Genomic DNA, 16,821 nt, shown 5'->3' on the forward strand with positions numbered 1-16,821 from the left:
GTTATCTGAGTAGATGCTCAGAGCACCCCTTGGCGCCTTCTCCGTTCTGGTTTAGTTCTAGTTCATCTTGGAACACCGGACACACCCCATCGACGGCATCGCCGCCTCCTTCCTGCCAGCGCGCTTCGGCGAATGGTTTGCTACGCGTGGGTGGCAGCCGCGTACGCATCAGCTCGAACTCCTGGCGCGCACACGGGCCGGCCGTTCAGCGCTCTTGATCGCGCCGACCGGCGCCGGCAAAACCCTTGCCGGTTTCCTGCCCACCCTTACGGACCTCGCAGCCCGGCCGAAACGAAAATCTGGCGAAGCACGCCGCGGTGTCCATACGCTCTACATCTCGCCGCTCAAGGCGCTCGCCGTTGACATTCAGCGCAATCTGAACATGCCTGTAGCCGAAATGGGACTGCCGGTGACGATGGAGACACGCACTGGCGACACCCCCGCTCACAAGCGCCAGCGGCAGAAACACGCCCCGCCCGACATTCTCCTCACCACCCCTGAACAACTTGCTCTCCTGATCGCCTCGCCCGATGTGGACCGGTTCTTTTCCAACCTGCGTTTCGTGGTGTTCGACGAGTTGCACTCGCTGGTGATCTCCAAGCGCGGGCATCTGCTTTCGCTGGGGCTTGCAAGACTGCGGCGCATGCGACCGGAGCTTCAGACCATCGGGCTTTCCGCGACCGTGGCCGAGCCCAATGAACTGCGCCGCTGGCTGGTGGCGCAAGACACACCCGATGCGCTGGCCGATATCGTGACCGTGTCGGGTGGCGCCAAGCCACATATCACCATTCTGGAGACGGAAGAACGCGTACCCTGGGCCGGGCACTCCGCGCTCTATGCCATTCCTAGGGTCTATGAGGCCATCAAGGCGCACCGCACGACGCTGCTCTTCGTCAACACACGCAGCCAGGCGGAGCTTCTGTTCCGTGAATTGTGGCGCGCCAACGAAGACAATCTGCCCATTGCCCTGCATCACGGCTCGCTCGATGTCGGCCAGCGGCGCAAGGTGGAAAAGGCGATGGAGACCAACAGCCTTCGCGCCATCGTCGCCACGTCGACACTGGACCTTGGCATCGACTGGGGCGATGTGGATCTGGTCGTTCATGTGGGCGCGCCAAAGGGGGCGAGCCGACTGGCACAGCGCATCGGCCGCTCCAATCATCGCATGGACGAGCCGAGCCGCGCCATCCTCGTTCCGGCGAACCGTTTCGAGGTAATGGAATGCCGCGCGGCACTTGAGGCGAACTATCTGGGCGCACAGGACACACCGCCACTGGTGGACGGCGCGCTCGACGTACTGGCGCAGCATGTGCTTGGTTCGGCCTGCGCCGCCCCCTTCGACGCCGATGTACTCTATGGCGAGGTGGCGAGTGCAGCTCCCTATGCCGCACTAGATCGGGCTACCTTCGACCGCATCGTGGATTTCGTGGCGACCGGCGGCTATGCGCTCAAAACCTACGAACGCTATGCCCGCATCCGCAAGACCAAAGATGGCCTCTGGCGCATCGCCAATCCACGCATCGCCCAGCAATACCGGCTGAATGTCGGCACCATCGTCGAATCCCCTATGCTCAACATCCGCATGGTGCGGCCTGGCCGGGGCAGCGCCTCACGCGGCGGGCCCGTGCTAGGCAAGGTGGAGGAGTATTTCCTCGAAACGCTCACGCAGGGCGACACGTTTCTCTTCTCCGGCAAGGTGCTGCGCTTCGAAGGCCTCCGCGAGAATGAATGCCTCGTCTCAACAGGCGGCGGCGAGGATGCAAAGGTGCCCTATTACGCCGGTGGCAAGTTTCCGCTTTCCACCTATCTTGCTTCGGAAGTGCGCGCCATGCTGGCCGACCCGAAGCGCTGGAAAGCGCTGCCCACGCAGGTGGCGGAGTGGCTTTCCATCCAGCGCGACAAGTCGGTGCTGCCGCGCCGCGAGGATCTGCTGGTTGAGACCTTTCCGCGCGGCGCGCGCTCCTACATGGTACTCTACCCATTCGAAGGGCGGCTGGCCCACCAGACGCTCGGCATGCTTCTCACCCGCCGGCTTGAACGCGCTGGAGCGCATCCGCTTGGCTTCGTCGCCAACGATTACGCCATCGCCGTGTGGGGCCTCAACGACGTAGCGGCGATGCTGAAAAGCGGCAGGCTGAGCCTCGCCGCGCTCTTGGACGAGGACATGCTGGGCGACGATCTGGAGGCGTGGATTGCCGATAGCTGGCTTCTGAAGCGCACCTTTCGCAATTGCGCGCTGATTTCCGGACTGGTCGAAAAGCGGCATCCTGGGCAGGAGAAGACAGGCCGGCAGGTGACCGTTTCCGCCGACCTCATTTATGACGTTCTGCGGGCCCATGAGCCGGACCACATTCTCATGCAGGCCACATGGGCGGATGCTGCGCAGGGCTTGCTCGATGTTAGAAGGCTCGGCGAGATGCTCTCGCGCATTCGCGGGCGAATCGTGCATAAATCGCTGGAACGTATTTCGCCTCTGGCTGTGCCTATCATGCTCGAAATCGGTAAGGAAGCGGTGGCCGGCGACGCAAACGAGGCGCTGCTCGGCGAAGCCTCGAGGCTTTCGGGCGAGGAGTTGATGCAGGAGGCACTTGAGGCATGAACAACCTTGCACCCGCAACCGATGCAAGCACCGCGCTGACGATCCGGATCGCCGGGCACGAGGCCGTGTGCGACTGGCGCGGCGTATTGTTCTTCCCTGCGATGAACCTGATGGTCGTCTCAGACCTGCATCTGGAAAAAGGAGCGTCCTATGCGCGACGAGGGCGCATGCTGCCGCCCTACGATACCGCAGCGACGCTGACGCGGCTGGCAAACGTATTAACCGATTACAATCCAGATACGCTCATCAGCCTCGGCGACAGTTTTCACGACGATGATGGCGCGGCACAAATGCCCGCCCCATTCCGCAATCAGCTTGTCAGTCTGATCGCGGATCGCGACTGGTATTGGATCGCCGGCAATCACGATCCCGCACCACCGCCGGATCTGCCCGGCCATTGCGCGCGAGAAGTCAGCATTGAGGGATTGACCTTCCGCCACGAGCCGGTACGCGATGCTGGACCCGGCGAGATCGCCGGGCATTTGCATCCTGGCGCGCGTATCGTTCGGCGCGGGCGCGCGGTGCGGCGGGCTTGTTTCGCATCTGATGGGCACCGGCTCATCATGCCCGCTTTCGGCAGTCTGACGGGCACCCTCAATCTGGGCGACCGCGCCTTTGCCGGCCTGTTCACGCGCGAGCGGCTCACGGCTTACATGCTCGGCCGACAGGGCATCTACGCGATCGCAGGCAGCATGTTGCGCTAGGTTGCCACCTCAGTCCTTGCGGAAAATCAACCGCCCGAGCCAACCGGTGACGATAGCGATTAACACCGCAAAGACGCCATACAGCGTGCTGTTCTCGTGGGCGAACTGATAGAGACGTTGTTCCAGGCCCGCTTTGCGAATGGTAAGCTGCGCTGAAGTCTCGCGCAGGAACATGCCGTTGCGGAACAGGAAAGCGCGCGCCCGATGGGTGCCGACAGCAACATTGGGTGCCAGCCTGAGCGACGCACGAAAAAGACTCTGCGACAGAAAGCGCACCCCACCGGCCCGTGTCGAGTAAAGCCCCTGCGCTTCCTTACGTTCACGGAGCGCCCGGGTGAATTCTTCGATCGTTTTCGGATCGCCGTCCGCATCGAGCGGCTGGAGATGCAGATTGCCGGCGCCCAGTGCCAACTGCCGATATCCGGCAGGCGCGGTGATATCCTGAGGCGCACGTGTCAGCGCCATGGAATAGGAAGCCGGAACGTCGCGGAAGATCACCGATTGCGTGTTGATCCACATACCCGCAACACGCGTTTTCTTGCGAACCGTGACAGCGCGTGGCGGCCCTTCCAGAACCACCACCACGTCGTAACGCCCCTGCCGCGCGACCAGCGGATCGGCATTGTCCAGCGCGCCAAAGATGGTGAGTTCGGCGCCGCTGAAATCCGAGGTGATCGACACCTGATCCGTTGAAAGGCCGATCTGAATGTTCTCCGGAATTTCACTCTGCGCCCGTGCTGCTAGAACCGGCAAGAGGAGTAAAACAGGCGTGGTTACAATGGAGCAAAGACGCATCGCTCATACGCCTCCCACGGACAGCGAGTAGACACTTTCGGGTCGGGAGAAGAGATCGAATCCGAGGCGCAGCGCGACCGCCAGCACAAGGAGTGCAAGAAGCGCACGCAGCTGCTCGCCGCGAAGCCGCTGCCCGACACGCGCTCCATACTGCGCACCGGCGACGCCACCGACCATCAGAAGGAAGGCAAGCACCACGTCAACGGTCTGGTTGGCCGTCGAATGGATAATTGTCGTGAACGCAGCCACGAAAATAATCTGAAACAGCGAGGTTCCGATAACGACATTGGTCGGAACTTTCAGGAGGTAGATCAGCGCCGGCACCATGATGAAACCGCCGCCCACGCCCATGATCGACGCTAGGAACCCGATAAAGGCGCCCAGCGCCAGAACCGGGATCACGCTGACGAAGAGTTTCGAGGCGCGGAATCGCATCTTTAAAGGGAGACGATGGATCCAGTTATGCTGCCCGGGTTTGCGCAGCGTCACGGTTTGCCCTCCCTGCGAGCGTCTTATGGCGCGCACGCTTTCCATCAGCATCAGTCCACCGACAACGCCAAGGAATGCCACGTAGAGCAACGAGACGATCAGATCGAGTTGGCCCAGCCGCCGCAGATAGGCGAAGACCGATACACCCAACGATGCGCCGACAATACCGCCAGCGAGCAAGACCGTGCCCAGCTTCAGGTCGAGCGACTTACGTTTGAAATGCGCCAACGCACCGGAGAAGGACGAGGCGATAACCTGGTTGGCGCCCGTGGCGACCGCAATCGCAGGCGGGATGTTGTAGAAGATCAGAAGTGGCGTGATCAGGAAGCCACCACCCACACCGAACATGCCGGAGAGAAAGCCGACCGCGCCGCCCATGGCCAGCAGCACAAACACATTGACGGACATTTCGGCGATTGGGAGATAAATACCCACCCGCGGCACCCGAATAATTGTTTGCCCGACAGCGGGGCCGGGCGAGGTGTGGAAACATTATGCGTGTTTCCGTTCTGCGCCCTGACGCGCGCGAAGTCAAACCGAGTTGTTCCCAAATCCGGAAAAGTTTGAACGACTTGTCCGGCAAAGGTGAAGTGCGTCTATCTGGACACACGACAAGGCCCGGGAGGCCAGCAACCGAGTCACTGTGCGGCCGCTGCCTTGTTCTTCTCCAAAAGCACACGCACCAACGCCTCGTTCACCTCACCGGTGGGCGTCATGCCGTTGGCCTTCTGGAATGCTGTGATCGCCTTCTTGGTTTTGGCACCCATGATTCCATCCGGTGTTCCAGCATCGAAACCTTCACCGTTCAGGATGAGCTGGATGTTGGTAATCGCTTTCTCCATGTCGACGCTGGCGGTCAATTCGCGGCTCTCGCGCCAGGATTCGGGAATGTCGACCAGATTGGCCGCAGGGTCGATGGATTTAGGCTTCCACAATGCGGTCTTGCTTTCCGCCTGTTTCATCTTCTCGGGCGAAAGGGCCGCGGCAATCTCGTCGCGCTTGCCCGCCGCGTCCTTATCGCCGCTTTTGGCAACGATGGCGAACCATTTGTAGGCCTCGATCAGGTCTTGTGGCATGCCCATGCCCTTGGCCGAAAGAATGCCGAGATTGAACTGGCTATCCTTTACGCCGTGCTCTGCAGCCTCCAGAAACCAGCGGGCTGCGGAATCGTTGTCAGCGGGCCCGTCCGCACCCATGGCGAATAGAACGCCGAGATTGTGCATTGCGCTGGCGTTGCCCTGTTGTGCAGCAAGCTGGAACCACATCTTCGCCTCAGCCACATCCCGCTCGACGCCATTGCCTTTCTGGTAGAGATCGCCGATCCGATACTGCGCCGGCGCAAAGCCTGCTTTGGCCGCTTTCGTGTACCACTCGGCCGCGATCGCCAAATCCCGCGTCGTTCCACGCCCCTCCGCATAGCGGCTACCGATCTCGAACATCGCCTTGGGGTCGCCTTCGGCGGCCGCTTCGCGTAGTGGGACAGGGCCCGCCTCCATGGGAATGCTATCCAGCGCGATCGGCTTCGGAACTTCCGTCGTCATGGTTTCTGGAGCGCTGACCGTCTCAGACTCCGACAATTGTTCCTCGAACTTTCCCGCCGGCATCTTTGTCGACACATCGTCCATCTCCGGCATGGAAGCGAGTGTGTCGACGGCAGCATCGGACGCGCGCTCCTCGGCCCTCTCCTCCAACGGCTTTTCATCGAGGACACGCACCGGACGATCCTCCGGCACGGTATCATCTGCATTCGCCATGACCGGTGCCGGCTCCGATGTGGTGCTTTCGCTCACCATGGAAGTCGGAATGGATGTCGAGTTCGATAGATAGGCCTTGCCCATCTGGTAACCGCCGGCCGCGACAATGCCGGCGCCGAGCATCACCATTAGCGGCGTCTTGCTGCGCTTCAGTAGGCGCCCGAAACCGAAGCGACCGGATTCTTCCGTCGCCTGTCCCCGGCGCTTCTTCAATATTTCAGCCTCGGCCGCCGCCGCCTGTGCAGCCCGACGCGCCGCTGCAATGAAATCCGATTTCGCAGCATCGTCCGTCTCCGAACGAACCGGAGTTTTCTTCTCGTCGCGCACACGGCGCAGAATGGCGTTCAGGTCGGGTGCACCGGAACCCGGTTCAAGCGGTTCATTGATACGCTCGGCATCCAATTCCACCGACTCGAGACTTGCATCCGCATCCACCTCGACGTCCGCAGAAACGTCTTCCGGAGTTTCGTCCTGTCGCGGCTTCTCCCCTCGAGTGCTCCAAGCGCGCGAAAGTCCACCCAGAAGCGACGACTTGCCGGGTTTGCCGTTTTCCTCCTCTCCGTCCTCATCCAATGCCGCCCGTGCCGCTGCGGCGGCGGCCTCGGCAGGAGAACGGTTGGGACCCGGCTCATGAACCGGAGCTGCAGTTGCCATGACCTCGTCGTCGCCCGAAGCGATCGATGGAGCGGCCGCGACGGCAATCTTCGTCGCATTGTCGCCGACGCTCTCTTTGGCCGTACTCTCGACCGCACCAATCCGGTCGACGATCTTCAGAAGCGTGTCATGAATGGCTTCAAACGTCTTGGTGTTGCGCTCGTCCGACTTGCGAGTCAGGTTTTCCAGAGCCTTCAGTTCCTCGCGCAGTTCGCGATCGAATGCCTCGGCCTGCGAAGTGCTGCCAAGCGCACCGATGGCCTGCTCCGCGGCATGACGGGCCGCTTGCACGACGGCGTCGCGGTTCTCGTGAATGGAGCGCTCGATGTTTTCCAGGCGTGGCCCCAGATCCTCGAATTCCGGCAAATCCGCGCTCGGACGCGACAAATGTTCCGAAAGGCTGCGCACCTGCGCTTCGAGATTGTGAATCACCTCCGGATCGACAGAAGAAGGTTGCGCGGAGGATGCCTGCAAACGCCCCGAGATGTCGTCGAGTCGCATCTCCAGCGCCCGCAGCGCATCCTTGTCCCCCGTCGCGTCAGCGCTCATGTCGAGACGAGCGGCCAGTTCATTGAAACGGGCATCGATCGTCGCCATGATACCGGCCTCGTCCTGACCGGGGCTGTTCCATTCATCCATGCGGTTCGAAATGTCCTGCAGGCGACGCTCCAGTTCATCAACCAGCGTACGACCCTGTTCCGCCACATCCCCCTGACGCTGCTCGATGAGCTGCGAGAGATGCGCAAACCGGTCTTCCATACCGCGCAGCATGTGTTCGGCCATCTGCGGTTCCCGCGCGGTGTCCAATTTTTCCGCAATACCGGAGATTTGCGCGGCAAGCCGATCCACAGTCTGCTCCGGCACATCGATGCGGCTGGCGATATCGTCGACACGCTGCGAAAGTGAATACAACTGCTCGCTGAGCTGACCAACCGCCTCGCCACTCGAACGATCCGAGAGCAATTCGGTTACTTGGTTGGCGAGTGAAGAAATACGAGCCTCGATACGCTCAAATGGTTGCGGATCGAAGGTTGCGGCTTGGGCGGTGGGAGCAGAAGCCGCAATCGCCCGGCTGATTTCATCGAGACGTTCATCGATTGCCGCATAGAGTTCGGGATTGCTTTGCGGCTTATGTTCGAGCAATCGGTCGAGCGTGCCGGCCAGCGTGCGCACGCGGTCCTCGAGCGACTGGATTGAAAGGGACTCGGGCAGATTGTTGACCGCGTAGGCGATTTCCTCGATACGCTGGTGTAGCATTTCGATTGCCGGATCACTTCTGCGAATGTCATTGGAGACGCGATTCTCGAATGCGCTCCAGCGATCATCGAGCGCATCCCAACGCCGATCGACGGCACGCAGGGTGTCTTCACGCGCAAGATTGGAGATGGACGATTTCAATTCTTCCATTTCCAGACGCAGCATCTTGACGTTCTTGTCGTCGCTTCGCTCGGCAAGTTGGGCAATGGCGTTGGACAGACGCTCGAACTCGATCACCAATTCACCGCTCAATGCGCCATGAGGCACCGAGGCCATGATTCCGGCCAGTTCGCGGCGCAATGTGGTGAATTCGTCATTGAGGCCGGAGCGCATTGCATCACGCAGGTCAGCGCGCAAGTTTTTGAGCTCGTTGGCGATACCGCCGATCGATGCGATCTCGCGCTCCTGGCGGTGGCTGCGCTCAAGCTCGTAAGCCGCGCGCTCGAAAGATGTCTGTGATGTCGCTTTCCGTCCGTGCGCTGCCGGCCGCTCCGCTGGTCGAGCATAGGTCTGCGATACCGTTTCGGACAGTTCCTGGATGCGACGGGCAACCTCATTTTCCTCAGCCTGCTGATTGACACGGCCATTCTCGCGCCCAAGGCGATGCTCGATTTGCTCGAGCGTTCGACCGATCTCGTCAAGAGACGCGTTCGCCCCTGGCCGCCGCCGACGGCCGGCATTGATGTTTTCCAGATAGGAACGCTTGTTGTTCATCGGAACGCCCGCCTCTCCACCGGTTGCCGGTTGGCCATCGATAGTTCTTGCCACGCGGGCCCTTCAGCTTTGGAACGCCAGGAAGGCAGCAGACAAACGCTGTAAAAGACACCACGGTCAGGCTGCCGTGCCCCAAGCAACGAACGCAGACGAGCACGAAATACTGACGAGTTCACGTTTCACCGATTATGGTAAACACGGGGTTAACAATTCTTACCGACGGTTAAGCATACGCGTGAAAATCCCGTAAAAAGGTTGTTGGCAAGCCGTTCACAATTTGGCCAACGGCCCTTGTAATGCCGTATTCTGCAACGCATAAGCCCGCCTTCCAGACATGTCTGCGCGGTGCGTCCTCTGCCCGCCGGTGGAGCTCGTCCGTCAGACATGACCTCATTCCGGCTCCCCACCGGAGTGTTCATTCGATACGGAACAGTGATCATGACGAACATTGCAATGGCCGTCCAAAAGACTGCCGAGGGAAATGATTCTCCCGACCAATCCGAGGAATACACCCGCATAGGCGAGATGGCGCGGGAGTTCGGCGTTACCCTCCGCGCCCTGCGCTTTTATGAAGATAAAGGGCTTCTTACGCCTGAGCGCGCCGGGACGGCCCGCCTTTATTCGCGCAACGACAAGGTCCGTCTCCAGCAAATCCTGCTGGGCCGCAAAATCGGCTTTTCGCTCAGCGATATCAAGGAAGTGCTGGACCTGGACGATCCGGGAACCGGCCACAAGACCGGAAACACCGAACAGCTGCAGCTCGTTCTAGAAAAATCCAAACGTCAGATGGTGCGCCTGGAAAAGCAGCATCACTCGATCGAAGATGCGATTTCCGAGCTCAAGAAGCTGATCGCCGACGTTTCCGCACGACTGGAACCCGCACCAGGCTTGCGTACTGCGGGTTGATCTCTCCGAGGTAGTCTCGATTCTGTGATCGGGTGCGCCTTCTTGGGGCATCTACAGAACCCTTGTTGTTTTTTCGGAGCCGCGCGGAAATCTTTCCGCGCGGTTTTTGTCATGCAGCGTACCTTTTTTGACGTTTACGCAAACGTCAAAATTTGCTAGAGCGCTTCCGATGCTGCGCGAAAGCTCTGTTCGCGCCTTTGTTCCGAGAGCTGGAGGAGTCTCATGCCGACATACCGGGCGCCCGTGCGCGATACGCTGTTCGTGCTCAACGATGTTCTTGGCTACGGCAATTACGACAATCTGCCGGGCTTTGCCGACGCCTCGCCGGACATCGTCGAAGCGATCCTGAGCGAAGGCGCAAAGCTGGCCGAAAACGTCATGCAGCCGCTCAACCGTGTGGGCGATGTGGAAGGCTGTATCCGTCACGAGGATGGCGCGGTGTCCACACCGACGGGCTTTGGTGACGCCTACCGCCAATATTGCGAGGGTGGCTGGCTCGGCCTATCCGTGCCGACGGAATATGGCGGCCAAGGGTTACCCTACACAGTTCATTCGGCGGTTAGCGAATATCTTGTCTCCGCCAACATGGCGCTGATGATGTATCCGGGCCTCACGCAGGGCGCCATCGCAGCGATCCTTACACATGGGACCGAGGAGCAGAAGCAGAAGTGGCTGCCGAAGATGGTTGAAGGCAGCTGGACCGGCACCATGAACCTGACCGAGCCACATTGCGGCACCGACCTGGGCCTTCTGACCTCCAAAGCCGTGCCAAACGGCGACGGAAGCTACAAGATTTCCGGCCAGAAGATCTTCATTTCCGCGGGCGAGCACGACCTTTCGGAGAACATCGTTCACTTGGTGCTTGCACGTATCGAAGGCGTCCCAGCGGGCGTGAAGGGCATTTCGCTGTTCGTTGTGCCGAAGGTGATGGTTGACGACACGGGTGCGCTGGGCGACCCCAATGCCGTTTCCTGCGGTGCCATTGAAGAGAAGATGGGCATTCACGGCAACGCCACCTGCGTTATGAATTACGATGAGGCAACGGGCTATCTGCTCGGCGAGGAGAATGGCGGCCTGAAAGCGATGTTCACGATGATGAACGAAGCTCGGCTCGGTGTCGGCTTGCAGGGGCATGCTGTCGGCGAGGCCGCCTATCAAGGTGCTGTCGAATATGCCCGCGAGCGCCTGCAAGGCCGGTCCCTCACCGGCCCCAAGGCGCCGGAGAAGAAAGCCGACCCGATTATCGTTCACCCGGATGTGCGCCGCAACCTGATGACCATCCGCGCCTTCAACGAAGCAGGCCGCGCGCTCATTCTGTGGACAGCGCTGAAATCCGATATCGTGCATCTGTCCAAAGACGAAAAGGACCGCGAGGCCGCTTCCGACCTTCTGGCGCTCATGACGCCCGTGATCAAAGGCGTGCTTACAGACAAAGGGTTCGAGCACGCAGTGATGGCGCAGCAGCTTTTCGGCGGCCACGGCTATATTGAAGAACACGGGATGAGCCAGTTCGTGCGGGATGCACGTATCGCCATGATCTACGAGGGTGCGAACGGCATCCAGGCGCTCGACCTGGTCGGTCGCAAACTCCCCGCCAAAGGTGGACGCGCAGCACAGGCTTTCTTCAAGGAAGTGAGCGACTTTTGCGAAACTCACCGTGAGGACGAAGCCATGGCCCCCTTCACGAAAGCGTTGAAGAAGGGGTTGAGCGATTTGCAGTCGGCCTCGCTTTGGCTCATGCAAAATGCTGTTCAAAAACCCGACAACGCGGGCGCCGCTTCCCATGACTACATGCATCTGATGGGGCTTGTTGCGCTTGGCTATATGTGGGGCCGCATGGTCAAGAGCGCGCAGGAACAACTCGCCGGCAGCGCCAATGGCGATACCTCTTTCCTTGAGGCGAAGATTGCCACCGGCCGCTATTTCATGGAGCGCGTCATGCCCGAAACGGCGGCGCATCTCGCCCGTATTTCCACAGGAGCGGACGCGATGATGGCGCTGCCGGAAGAGGCGTTTTGACTGGCGTAATATCCGTACGCATTCTAGCGTGCTTTCCTTAGCGCGCAGTGCAGCCAGCCAGGAGGCTTAGAGTGTCAGACCCGCAGTCCGTACTTGGCCTTTCCCGGCCCGAATGGGCCGGTGAAGACGTCGCCATGCTCTATGACATGGCGAGCCGCTTCCTGACGGAAGAGATTGCGCCTCACTATGAAGCGTTCGAGAAGGCGGAGATATTCGACCGTGCGAGCTGGGAAAAGGCTGGAGCGGCGGGCCTTCTCTGCGCCTCGATGCCGGAGGAGCATGGCGGTGCGGGCGGCACCTACGCCCATGAAAGCGCCATTATCGAAGCGATCAGCCATGTGGGCGTCGACGGTTTCGGCATTGCGCTCCACAATGCAATCGTTGCGCCCTACATTCTTCACTACGGCTCGCAAGAGCAGAAGAAGCGCTGGCTGCCGAAGCTCGCAAGCGGCGAATTGATCGGTGCAATCGCCATGACCGAGCCCGGTGCCGGGTCCGATCTTCAGCGTGTGAAAACGCGTGCCGAAAAAGACGGAAACCATTACCGTCTCAACGGCTCCAAAACCTTCATCACCAACGGCCAGCTGGCGAACCTCGTCATCGTGGTGGCCAAGACGGATCCGAGCCAGGGCGCGAAGGGCACGTCGCTGATCGTGGTCGAAACCGATGAAGCCGAAGAGTTTGAGCGGGGTCGCAACCTCGACAAGATCGGACTCAAGTCCAACGACACCTCGGAACTCTTCTTCAACGATGTGCGTGTGCCGACCGCCAATCTTCTCGGTCATGAAGAAGGTCAGGGCTTTGTGCAACTCATGCAGCAGCTCCCGCAGGAGCGGCTTCTGATCGGAGCCCAGGCCATTGCAATGATCGAGCGCGCGCTGGCGGTCACCATCGACTATGTGAAGGAGCGCAAGGCATTCGGCCAGAAGGTGATCGATTTTCAGAACACCCAGTTCAAATTGGCGGAACTGAAAACCGAGGCAACGGTCGGCCGCGTTTTCTACAATGATTGCGTGGCCCGTCACCTCGCCGGAAATCTCGATACCGCCACCGCCTCCATGGTCAAATACTGGCTCACCGACCTGCAGTGCAAAGTGGTCGATGAATGCCTGCAGCTTCATGGCGGCTATGGCTATATGAACGAATATCCGATCGCGCGCATGTATCGCGATGCCCGCGTGCAGCGCATCTATGGCGGCACCAACGAGATCATGAAACTGGTGATCGCCAGAACCCTTTGAACCAATCGCCCGACCCCGCGTTGGGTCGGAAAAGCAGGGAGACCGATATGGCTGACGCTTATGTATATGATGCCGTGCGCACGCCGCGCGGACGCGGCAAGAAGGACGGATCGCTGCACGAGGTGCCGGCCGTGCGCCTTGGCGCGAAGGTTCTCGAAGCCGTGCGCGACCGCAACGGGCTCGAGACCGCAAAGGTGGACGACATCATTTTCGGCTGCGTCGATCCAGTCGGCGAGGCAGGCTCCGTTATCCCGCGTTCGGCCGCCTTCGAGGCGCGCTATGCAGACGCGGCTCCGGGTATGCAGATCTCGCGCTTCTGCGCCTCGGGTCTCGACGCCATCAATCTGGGTGCGGCCAAGATCGCCGGCGGGTCCGACGAGATCGTCATTGCCGGCGGCGTGGAGAGCATGTCGCGCGTCGGTATGGGCATGTCTGGCGGCGCATGGTTCATGGACCCCTCGGTCGGCCTGCCCTCCTATTTCATGCCGCAGGGCGTGTCGGCCGACCTGATCGCCACCAAATACGGCTTTTCGCGCGACGACGTCGATGCCTATGCGGTCGAAAGCCAGAAGCGCGCGGCGGAAAGCTGGGAAAAGGGCAACTTCTCGAAGTCGGTCATCGCGGTGAAGGACCAGAACGGCCTGACCATTCTCGACCGTGACGAGCACATGCGACCCGGCACCGACATGCAGTCGCTCGGCCAGCTGCAGCCCTCCTTCGTGATGCCCGGCCAGATGGGCGGCTTCGAGGCAGTCGGCATCGCCAAGCATCCGGAAGTCGAGGCGATCAACTACGTGCACCATGCCGGCAATTCCTCCGGCATCGTCGACGGCGCGGCCGGCGTGCTGCTCGGCTCGAAGCGCGGCGGCAAGACGATGGGGCTCACCCCGCGCGCGAAGATCAGGGCGTTCGCCAATATCGGCTCCGACCCGGCGCTGATGCTGACCGGCCCCGTCGACGTCACCGAGAAGCTTTTGAAGAAGGCGAAGATGACGATCTCGGACATCGACCTGTTCGAGCTCAACGAGGCATTCGCCTCTGTGGTGCTGCGCTATATGCAGGCCTTCGACATCGACCACTCGAAGATGAACGTCGCCGGCGGCGCCATCGCCATGGGACACCCGCTTGGAGCCACCGGCGCGATGATCCTCGGCACCGTGCTCGACGAGCTGGAGCGTCGCGACCTCAACACCGCGCTCGTCACGCTGTGCATCGGCGCCGGCATGGGCACCGCCACCATCATCGAGCGCGTCTAACGGATCGGGAGAGACAGAAAATGACTTACAAGAACTTCACCGTCGAAACCGACGCCGACGGCATCGCGCTCGTTACCTGGGACATGCCGGACAAGACGATGAACGTCTATACCGAGGAGGTGATGGACGAGCTCGACGCGATCATCGACGCCGTCGTCGCCGACGACGCCGTCAAGGGCGCGGTCATCACCTCGGGCAAGAAGGACAGCTTCTCCGGCGGCGCGGACATCACCATGCTGAAGAAGATGTTCGACATCATCCAGAACGAGCGTTCGAAGGACCCGCAAAAGGCGATGCAGATGCTGTTCGACGGCGCGGGCCGGATGAGCAAGCTCTACCGCAAGCTGGAAACCTGCGGCAAGCCGTGGGTGTCGGCGATCAACGGCACCTGCATGGGCGGCGCCTTCGAGATGAGCCTCGCCTGCCACGGCCGCGTCGCCGCGGACTCGCCGGCGGTCAAGATGGCGCTGCCGGAAGTCAAGATCGGCATCTTCCCGGGCGCCGGCGGCACTCAGCGCGTGCCGCGCCTGACCAACCAGCAGGACGCGCTGCAGATGATGACGCAGGGCTCCAGCCTGACGCCGTCGCGCGCCAAGGCGATGGGCCTGATCCACGACGTGGTGCCGCCGAAGAAGCTGATCGCCGCCGCCAAGGCGATGATCGCGGCCGGCCTCTCGCCGGTGCAGCCGTGGGACGAGAAGGGCTTCAAGCTGCCCGGCGGCAAGATCTACACGCCGGCCGGCGCCAACCTGTGGCCCGCGGCCTCGGCGATCCTGCGCCGCGAGACGCACATGAACTATCCGGGCGCCGCGGCGATCCTGAAATGCGTCTATGAGGGCCTGCAGGTTCCGTTCGACACGGCGCTGACCATCGAGCAGCGCTATTTCGCCAACGTGCTGCAGACGACCGAGGCCGGATCGATGATCCGCTCGCTGTTCGTCTCGCTGCAGGAACTCAACAAGGGCGCGCGCCGTCCCGAAGGCGTCAAGCCGACGAAGTTCAAGAAGATCGGCGTCATCGGCGCGGGCTTCATGGGCGCGGGCATCGCCTATGTCACGGCGAAGGCCGGCATCCCGGTGGTGCTCATCGACCGCGACATGGAAGCGGCCGAAAAGGGCAAGGCGCATTCCGACGGCCTCGTTTCGAAGGCGATGCAGAAGGGCCGCGCCACGGCCGACGACAAGGAGAAGCTCCTGTCGCTGATCACCCCGTCGGCGGACTATGCCGACCTCGAGGGCGCCGACCTGATCATCGAGGCGGTGTTCGAGGATTCCGGCGTCAAGAAGGCGGCGACCGAACAGGCCGAGGCGCATCTGAAGCCGTCCGGCATCTTCGCCTCCAACACCTCGACCATTCCGATCACCGGTCTCGCCAAGAACTCGAAGCGGCCGAAGAACTTCATCGGCATCCACTTCTTCTCGCCGGTCGACAAGATGATGCTGGTCGAGATCATCATGGGCAAGCGCACCGGCGACAAGGCGCTGGCGGTGGCGATGGACTATGTCCGCGCGATCAAGAAGACGCCGATCGTCATCAACGACACGCGCGGCTTCTACGTCAACCGCTGCGTCCTGCGCTACATGCAGGAGGCCTTCTCGATGCTGATCGAGGGCGTGCCGCCGGTGATGATCGAGAACGCCGCCAAGATGGCCGGCATGCCGGTCGGCCCGCTATCGCTGACCGACGAGACGGCGATCGACCTGGCGCAGAAGATCATGAAGCAGACGATCCGCGACCTCGGCGAAAAGGCCGTCGATCCGCGCCACATGCAGCTGATCGACACGATGGTCGACACGCACGGACGGCACGGCCGCAAGAACGGCAAGGGCTTCTACGACTACCAGGGCCGGGACAAGCAGCTCTGGCCGGGAATTCCGGAGGTCGTCGGCACCCCGAAACCTGCCGAGCAGTTCGACATCGAGGAGCTCAAGCAGCGCCTTCTGGTGATGCAGGCGCTGGAGACGGCACGGATCTTCGAGGAGAAATGCCTCACCGATGTTCGCGAAGCAGATGTCGGCTCGATCCTCGGCTTCGGCTTCGCGCCTTATTCCGGAGGCACACTCTCCTATATCGACACGATGGGAACGGCCGCTTTCGTCAAACTTTGCCAGCAGTTCGCCAAGAAATGGGGTCCGCGCTTCAAGCCGAACCGGCTGTTACGCGACATGGCAAAAAACAACGAAAACTTCTATCGGAAATTCCCGCCGAAGGAACCGGCAAAGGCCGCAGAAGCTGCCTGAAAATCAATTACTTGGAGGGATGGGCAACAGCGCCTTTCCCTCCGGTCAAAGTGAATCCGACCTTTGAAATGCGGGAGCATTTCCTCTGGAAAATTCATCACGGGGAAAATAATCCCCCCTCCTCTGCTCTGCCGTGTGCATTAATACACTTAACGTAACGTTCGACACGCGGCCCGATCGAGAGGATCATGTT

At 61.0% G+C, this 16,821-nt stretch carries 10 protein-coding genes; 7 read left to right on the forward strand and 3 right to left on the reverse strand.

From position 1 onward, the window contains the following. The first annotated feature begins 67 nt into the window (after positions 1–67). Both QZ638_RS09465 and pdeM read left to right on the forward strand, forming a co-directional pair. Positions 68–2,599, forward strand: coding sequence for a ligase-associated DNA damage response DEXH box helicase (locus QZ638_RS09465; RefSeq protein WP_295809320.1), 2,532 nt, complete (start codon positions 68–70; stop codon positions 2,597–2,599). After that, positions 2,596–3,303: a ligase-associated DNA damage response endonuclease PdeM gene (gene pdeM, locus QZ638_RS09470; protein ID WP_295809323.1), complete on the forward strand. Its 708-nt coding sequence runs from the start codon at positions 2,596–2,598 to the stop codon at positions 3,301–3,303. The genes QZ638_RS09465 and pdeM overlap by 4 nt, the downstream gene beginning before the upstream one ends. Positions 3,304–3,312: 9 nt before the next feature. Here pdeM and QZ638_RS09475 read toward each other — a convergent pair whose 3' ends face one another. The 3 genes from QZ638_RS09475 to QZ638_RS09485 form a co-directional block, all read right to left on the reverse strand. Next, positions 3,313–4,098: a TIGR02186 family protein gene (locus QZ638_RS09475; protein ID WP_295809324.1), complete on the reverse strand. Its 786-nt coding sequence runs from the start codon at positions 4,096–4,098 to the stop codon at positions 3,313–3,315. A gap of 3 nt (positions 4,099–4,101) precedes the next feature. Then, positions 4,102–5,022: a sulfite exporter TauE/SafE family protein gene (locus QZ638_RS09480; RefSeq protein ID WP_295809326.1), complete on the reverse strand. Its 921-nt coding sequence runs from the start codon at positions 5,020–5,022 to the stop codon at positions 4,102–4,104. A gap of 203 nt (positions 5,023–5,225) precedes the next feature. After that, positions 5,226–9,020 carry a peptidoglycan-binding protein gene (locus tag QZ638_RS09485; protein WP_366936228.1) on the reverse strand — a complete coding sequence of 1,265 codons (3,795 nt, stop codon included), beginning with the start codon at positions 9,018–9,020 and terminating at the stop codon, positions 5,226–5,228. Positions 9,021–9,404: 384 nt separating this feature from the next. Here QZ638_RS09485 and QZ638_RS09490 point away from each other — a divergent pair, with 384 nt between their 5' ends. The 5 genes from QZ638_RS09490 to QZ638_RS09510 all read left to right on the forward strand — a co-directional run bounded on the left by QZ638_RS09490 (position 9,405) and on the right by QZ638_RS09510 (position 16,628). After that, complete coding sequence (locus QZ638_RS09490) at positions 9,405–9,872, forward strand: MerR family DNA-binding transcriptional regulator (protein WP_295809343.1); 468 nt, start codon at positions 9,405–9,407, stop codon at positions 9,870–9,872. A gap of 222 nt (positions 9,873–10,094) precedes the next feature. Beyond that, positions 10,095–11,891, forward strand: a complete 1,797-nt coding sequence (locus tag QZ638_RS09495) for an acyl-CoA dehydrogenase C-terminal domain-containing protein (RefSeq protein WP_295809328.1) — start codon at positions 10,095–10,097, stop codon at positions 11,889–11,891. A gap of 134 nt (positions 11,892–12,025) precedes the next feature. Then, positions 12,026–13,132, forward strand: a complete 1,107-nt coding sequence (locus QZ638_RS09500) for an acyl-CoA dehydrogenase family protein (protein ID WP_295809345.1) — start codon at positions 12,026–12,028, stop codon at positions 13,130–13,132. Positions 13,133–13,179: 47 nt separating this feature from the next. After that, positions 13,180–14,388, forward strand: coding sequence for an acetyl-CoA C-acetyltransferase (locus QZ638_RS09505; RefSeq protein ID WP_295809331.1), 1,209 nt, complete (start codon positions 13,180–13,182; stop codon positions 14,386–14,388). 20 nt (positions 14,389–14,408) lie between these two features. Beyond that, positions 14,409–16,628 carry an FAD-dependent oxidoreductase gene (locus QZ638_RS09510; protein WP_295809334.1) on the forward strand — a complete coding sequence of 740 codons (2,220 nt, stop codon included), beginning with the start codon at positions 14,409–14,411 and terminating at the stop codon, positions 16,626–16,628. The last annotated feature ends 193 nt before the right edge of the window (positions 16,629–16,821 follow it).

Source organism: uncultured Nitratireductor sp., from assembly GCF_913053745.1.
In the GTDB taxonomy this organism is placed as follows: domain Bacteria; phylum Pseudomonadota; class Alphaproteobacteria; order Rhizobiales; family Rhizobiaceae; genus Nitratireductor.

Excerpts from the sequence above, each read along its gene's own strand:
- QZ638_RS09505 (WP_295809331.1), top strand. The coding sequence starts at position 13,180 with ATGGCTGACGCTTATGTATATGATGCCGTGCGCACGCCGCGCGGACGC.
- pdeM (WP_295809323.1), top strand. The coding sequence starts at position 2,596 with ATGAACAACCTTGCACCCGCAACCGATGCAAGCACCGCGCTGACGATC.
- QZ638_RS09475 (WP_295809324.1), bottom strand. The coding sequence starts at position 4,098 with ATGCGTCTTTGCTCCATTGTAACCACGCCTGTTTTACTCCTCTTGCCG.
- QZ638_RS09510 (WP_295809334.1), top strand. The coding sequence starts at position 14,409 with ATGACTTACAAGAACTTCACCGTCGAAACCGACGCCGACGGCATCGCG.
- QZ638_RS09490 (WP_295809343.1), top strand. The coding sequence starts at position 9,405 with ATGACGAACATTGCAATGGCCGTCCAAAAGACTGCCGAGGGAAATGAT.
- QZ638_RS09495 (WP_295809328.1), top strand. The coding sequence starts at position 10,095 with ATGCCGACATACCGGGCGCCCGTGCGCGATACGCTGTTCGTGCTCAAC.
- QZ638_RS09500 (WP_295809345.1), top strand. The coding sequence starts at position 12,026 with ATGCTCTATGACATGGCGAGCCGCTTCCTGACGGAAGAGATTGCGCCT.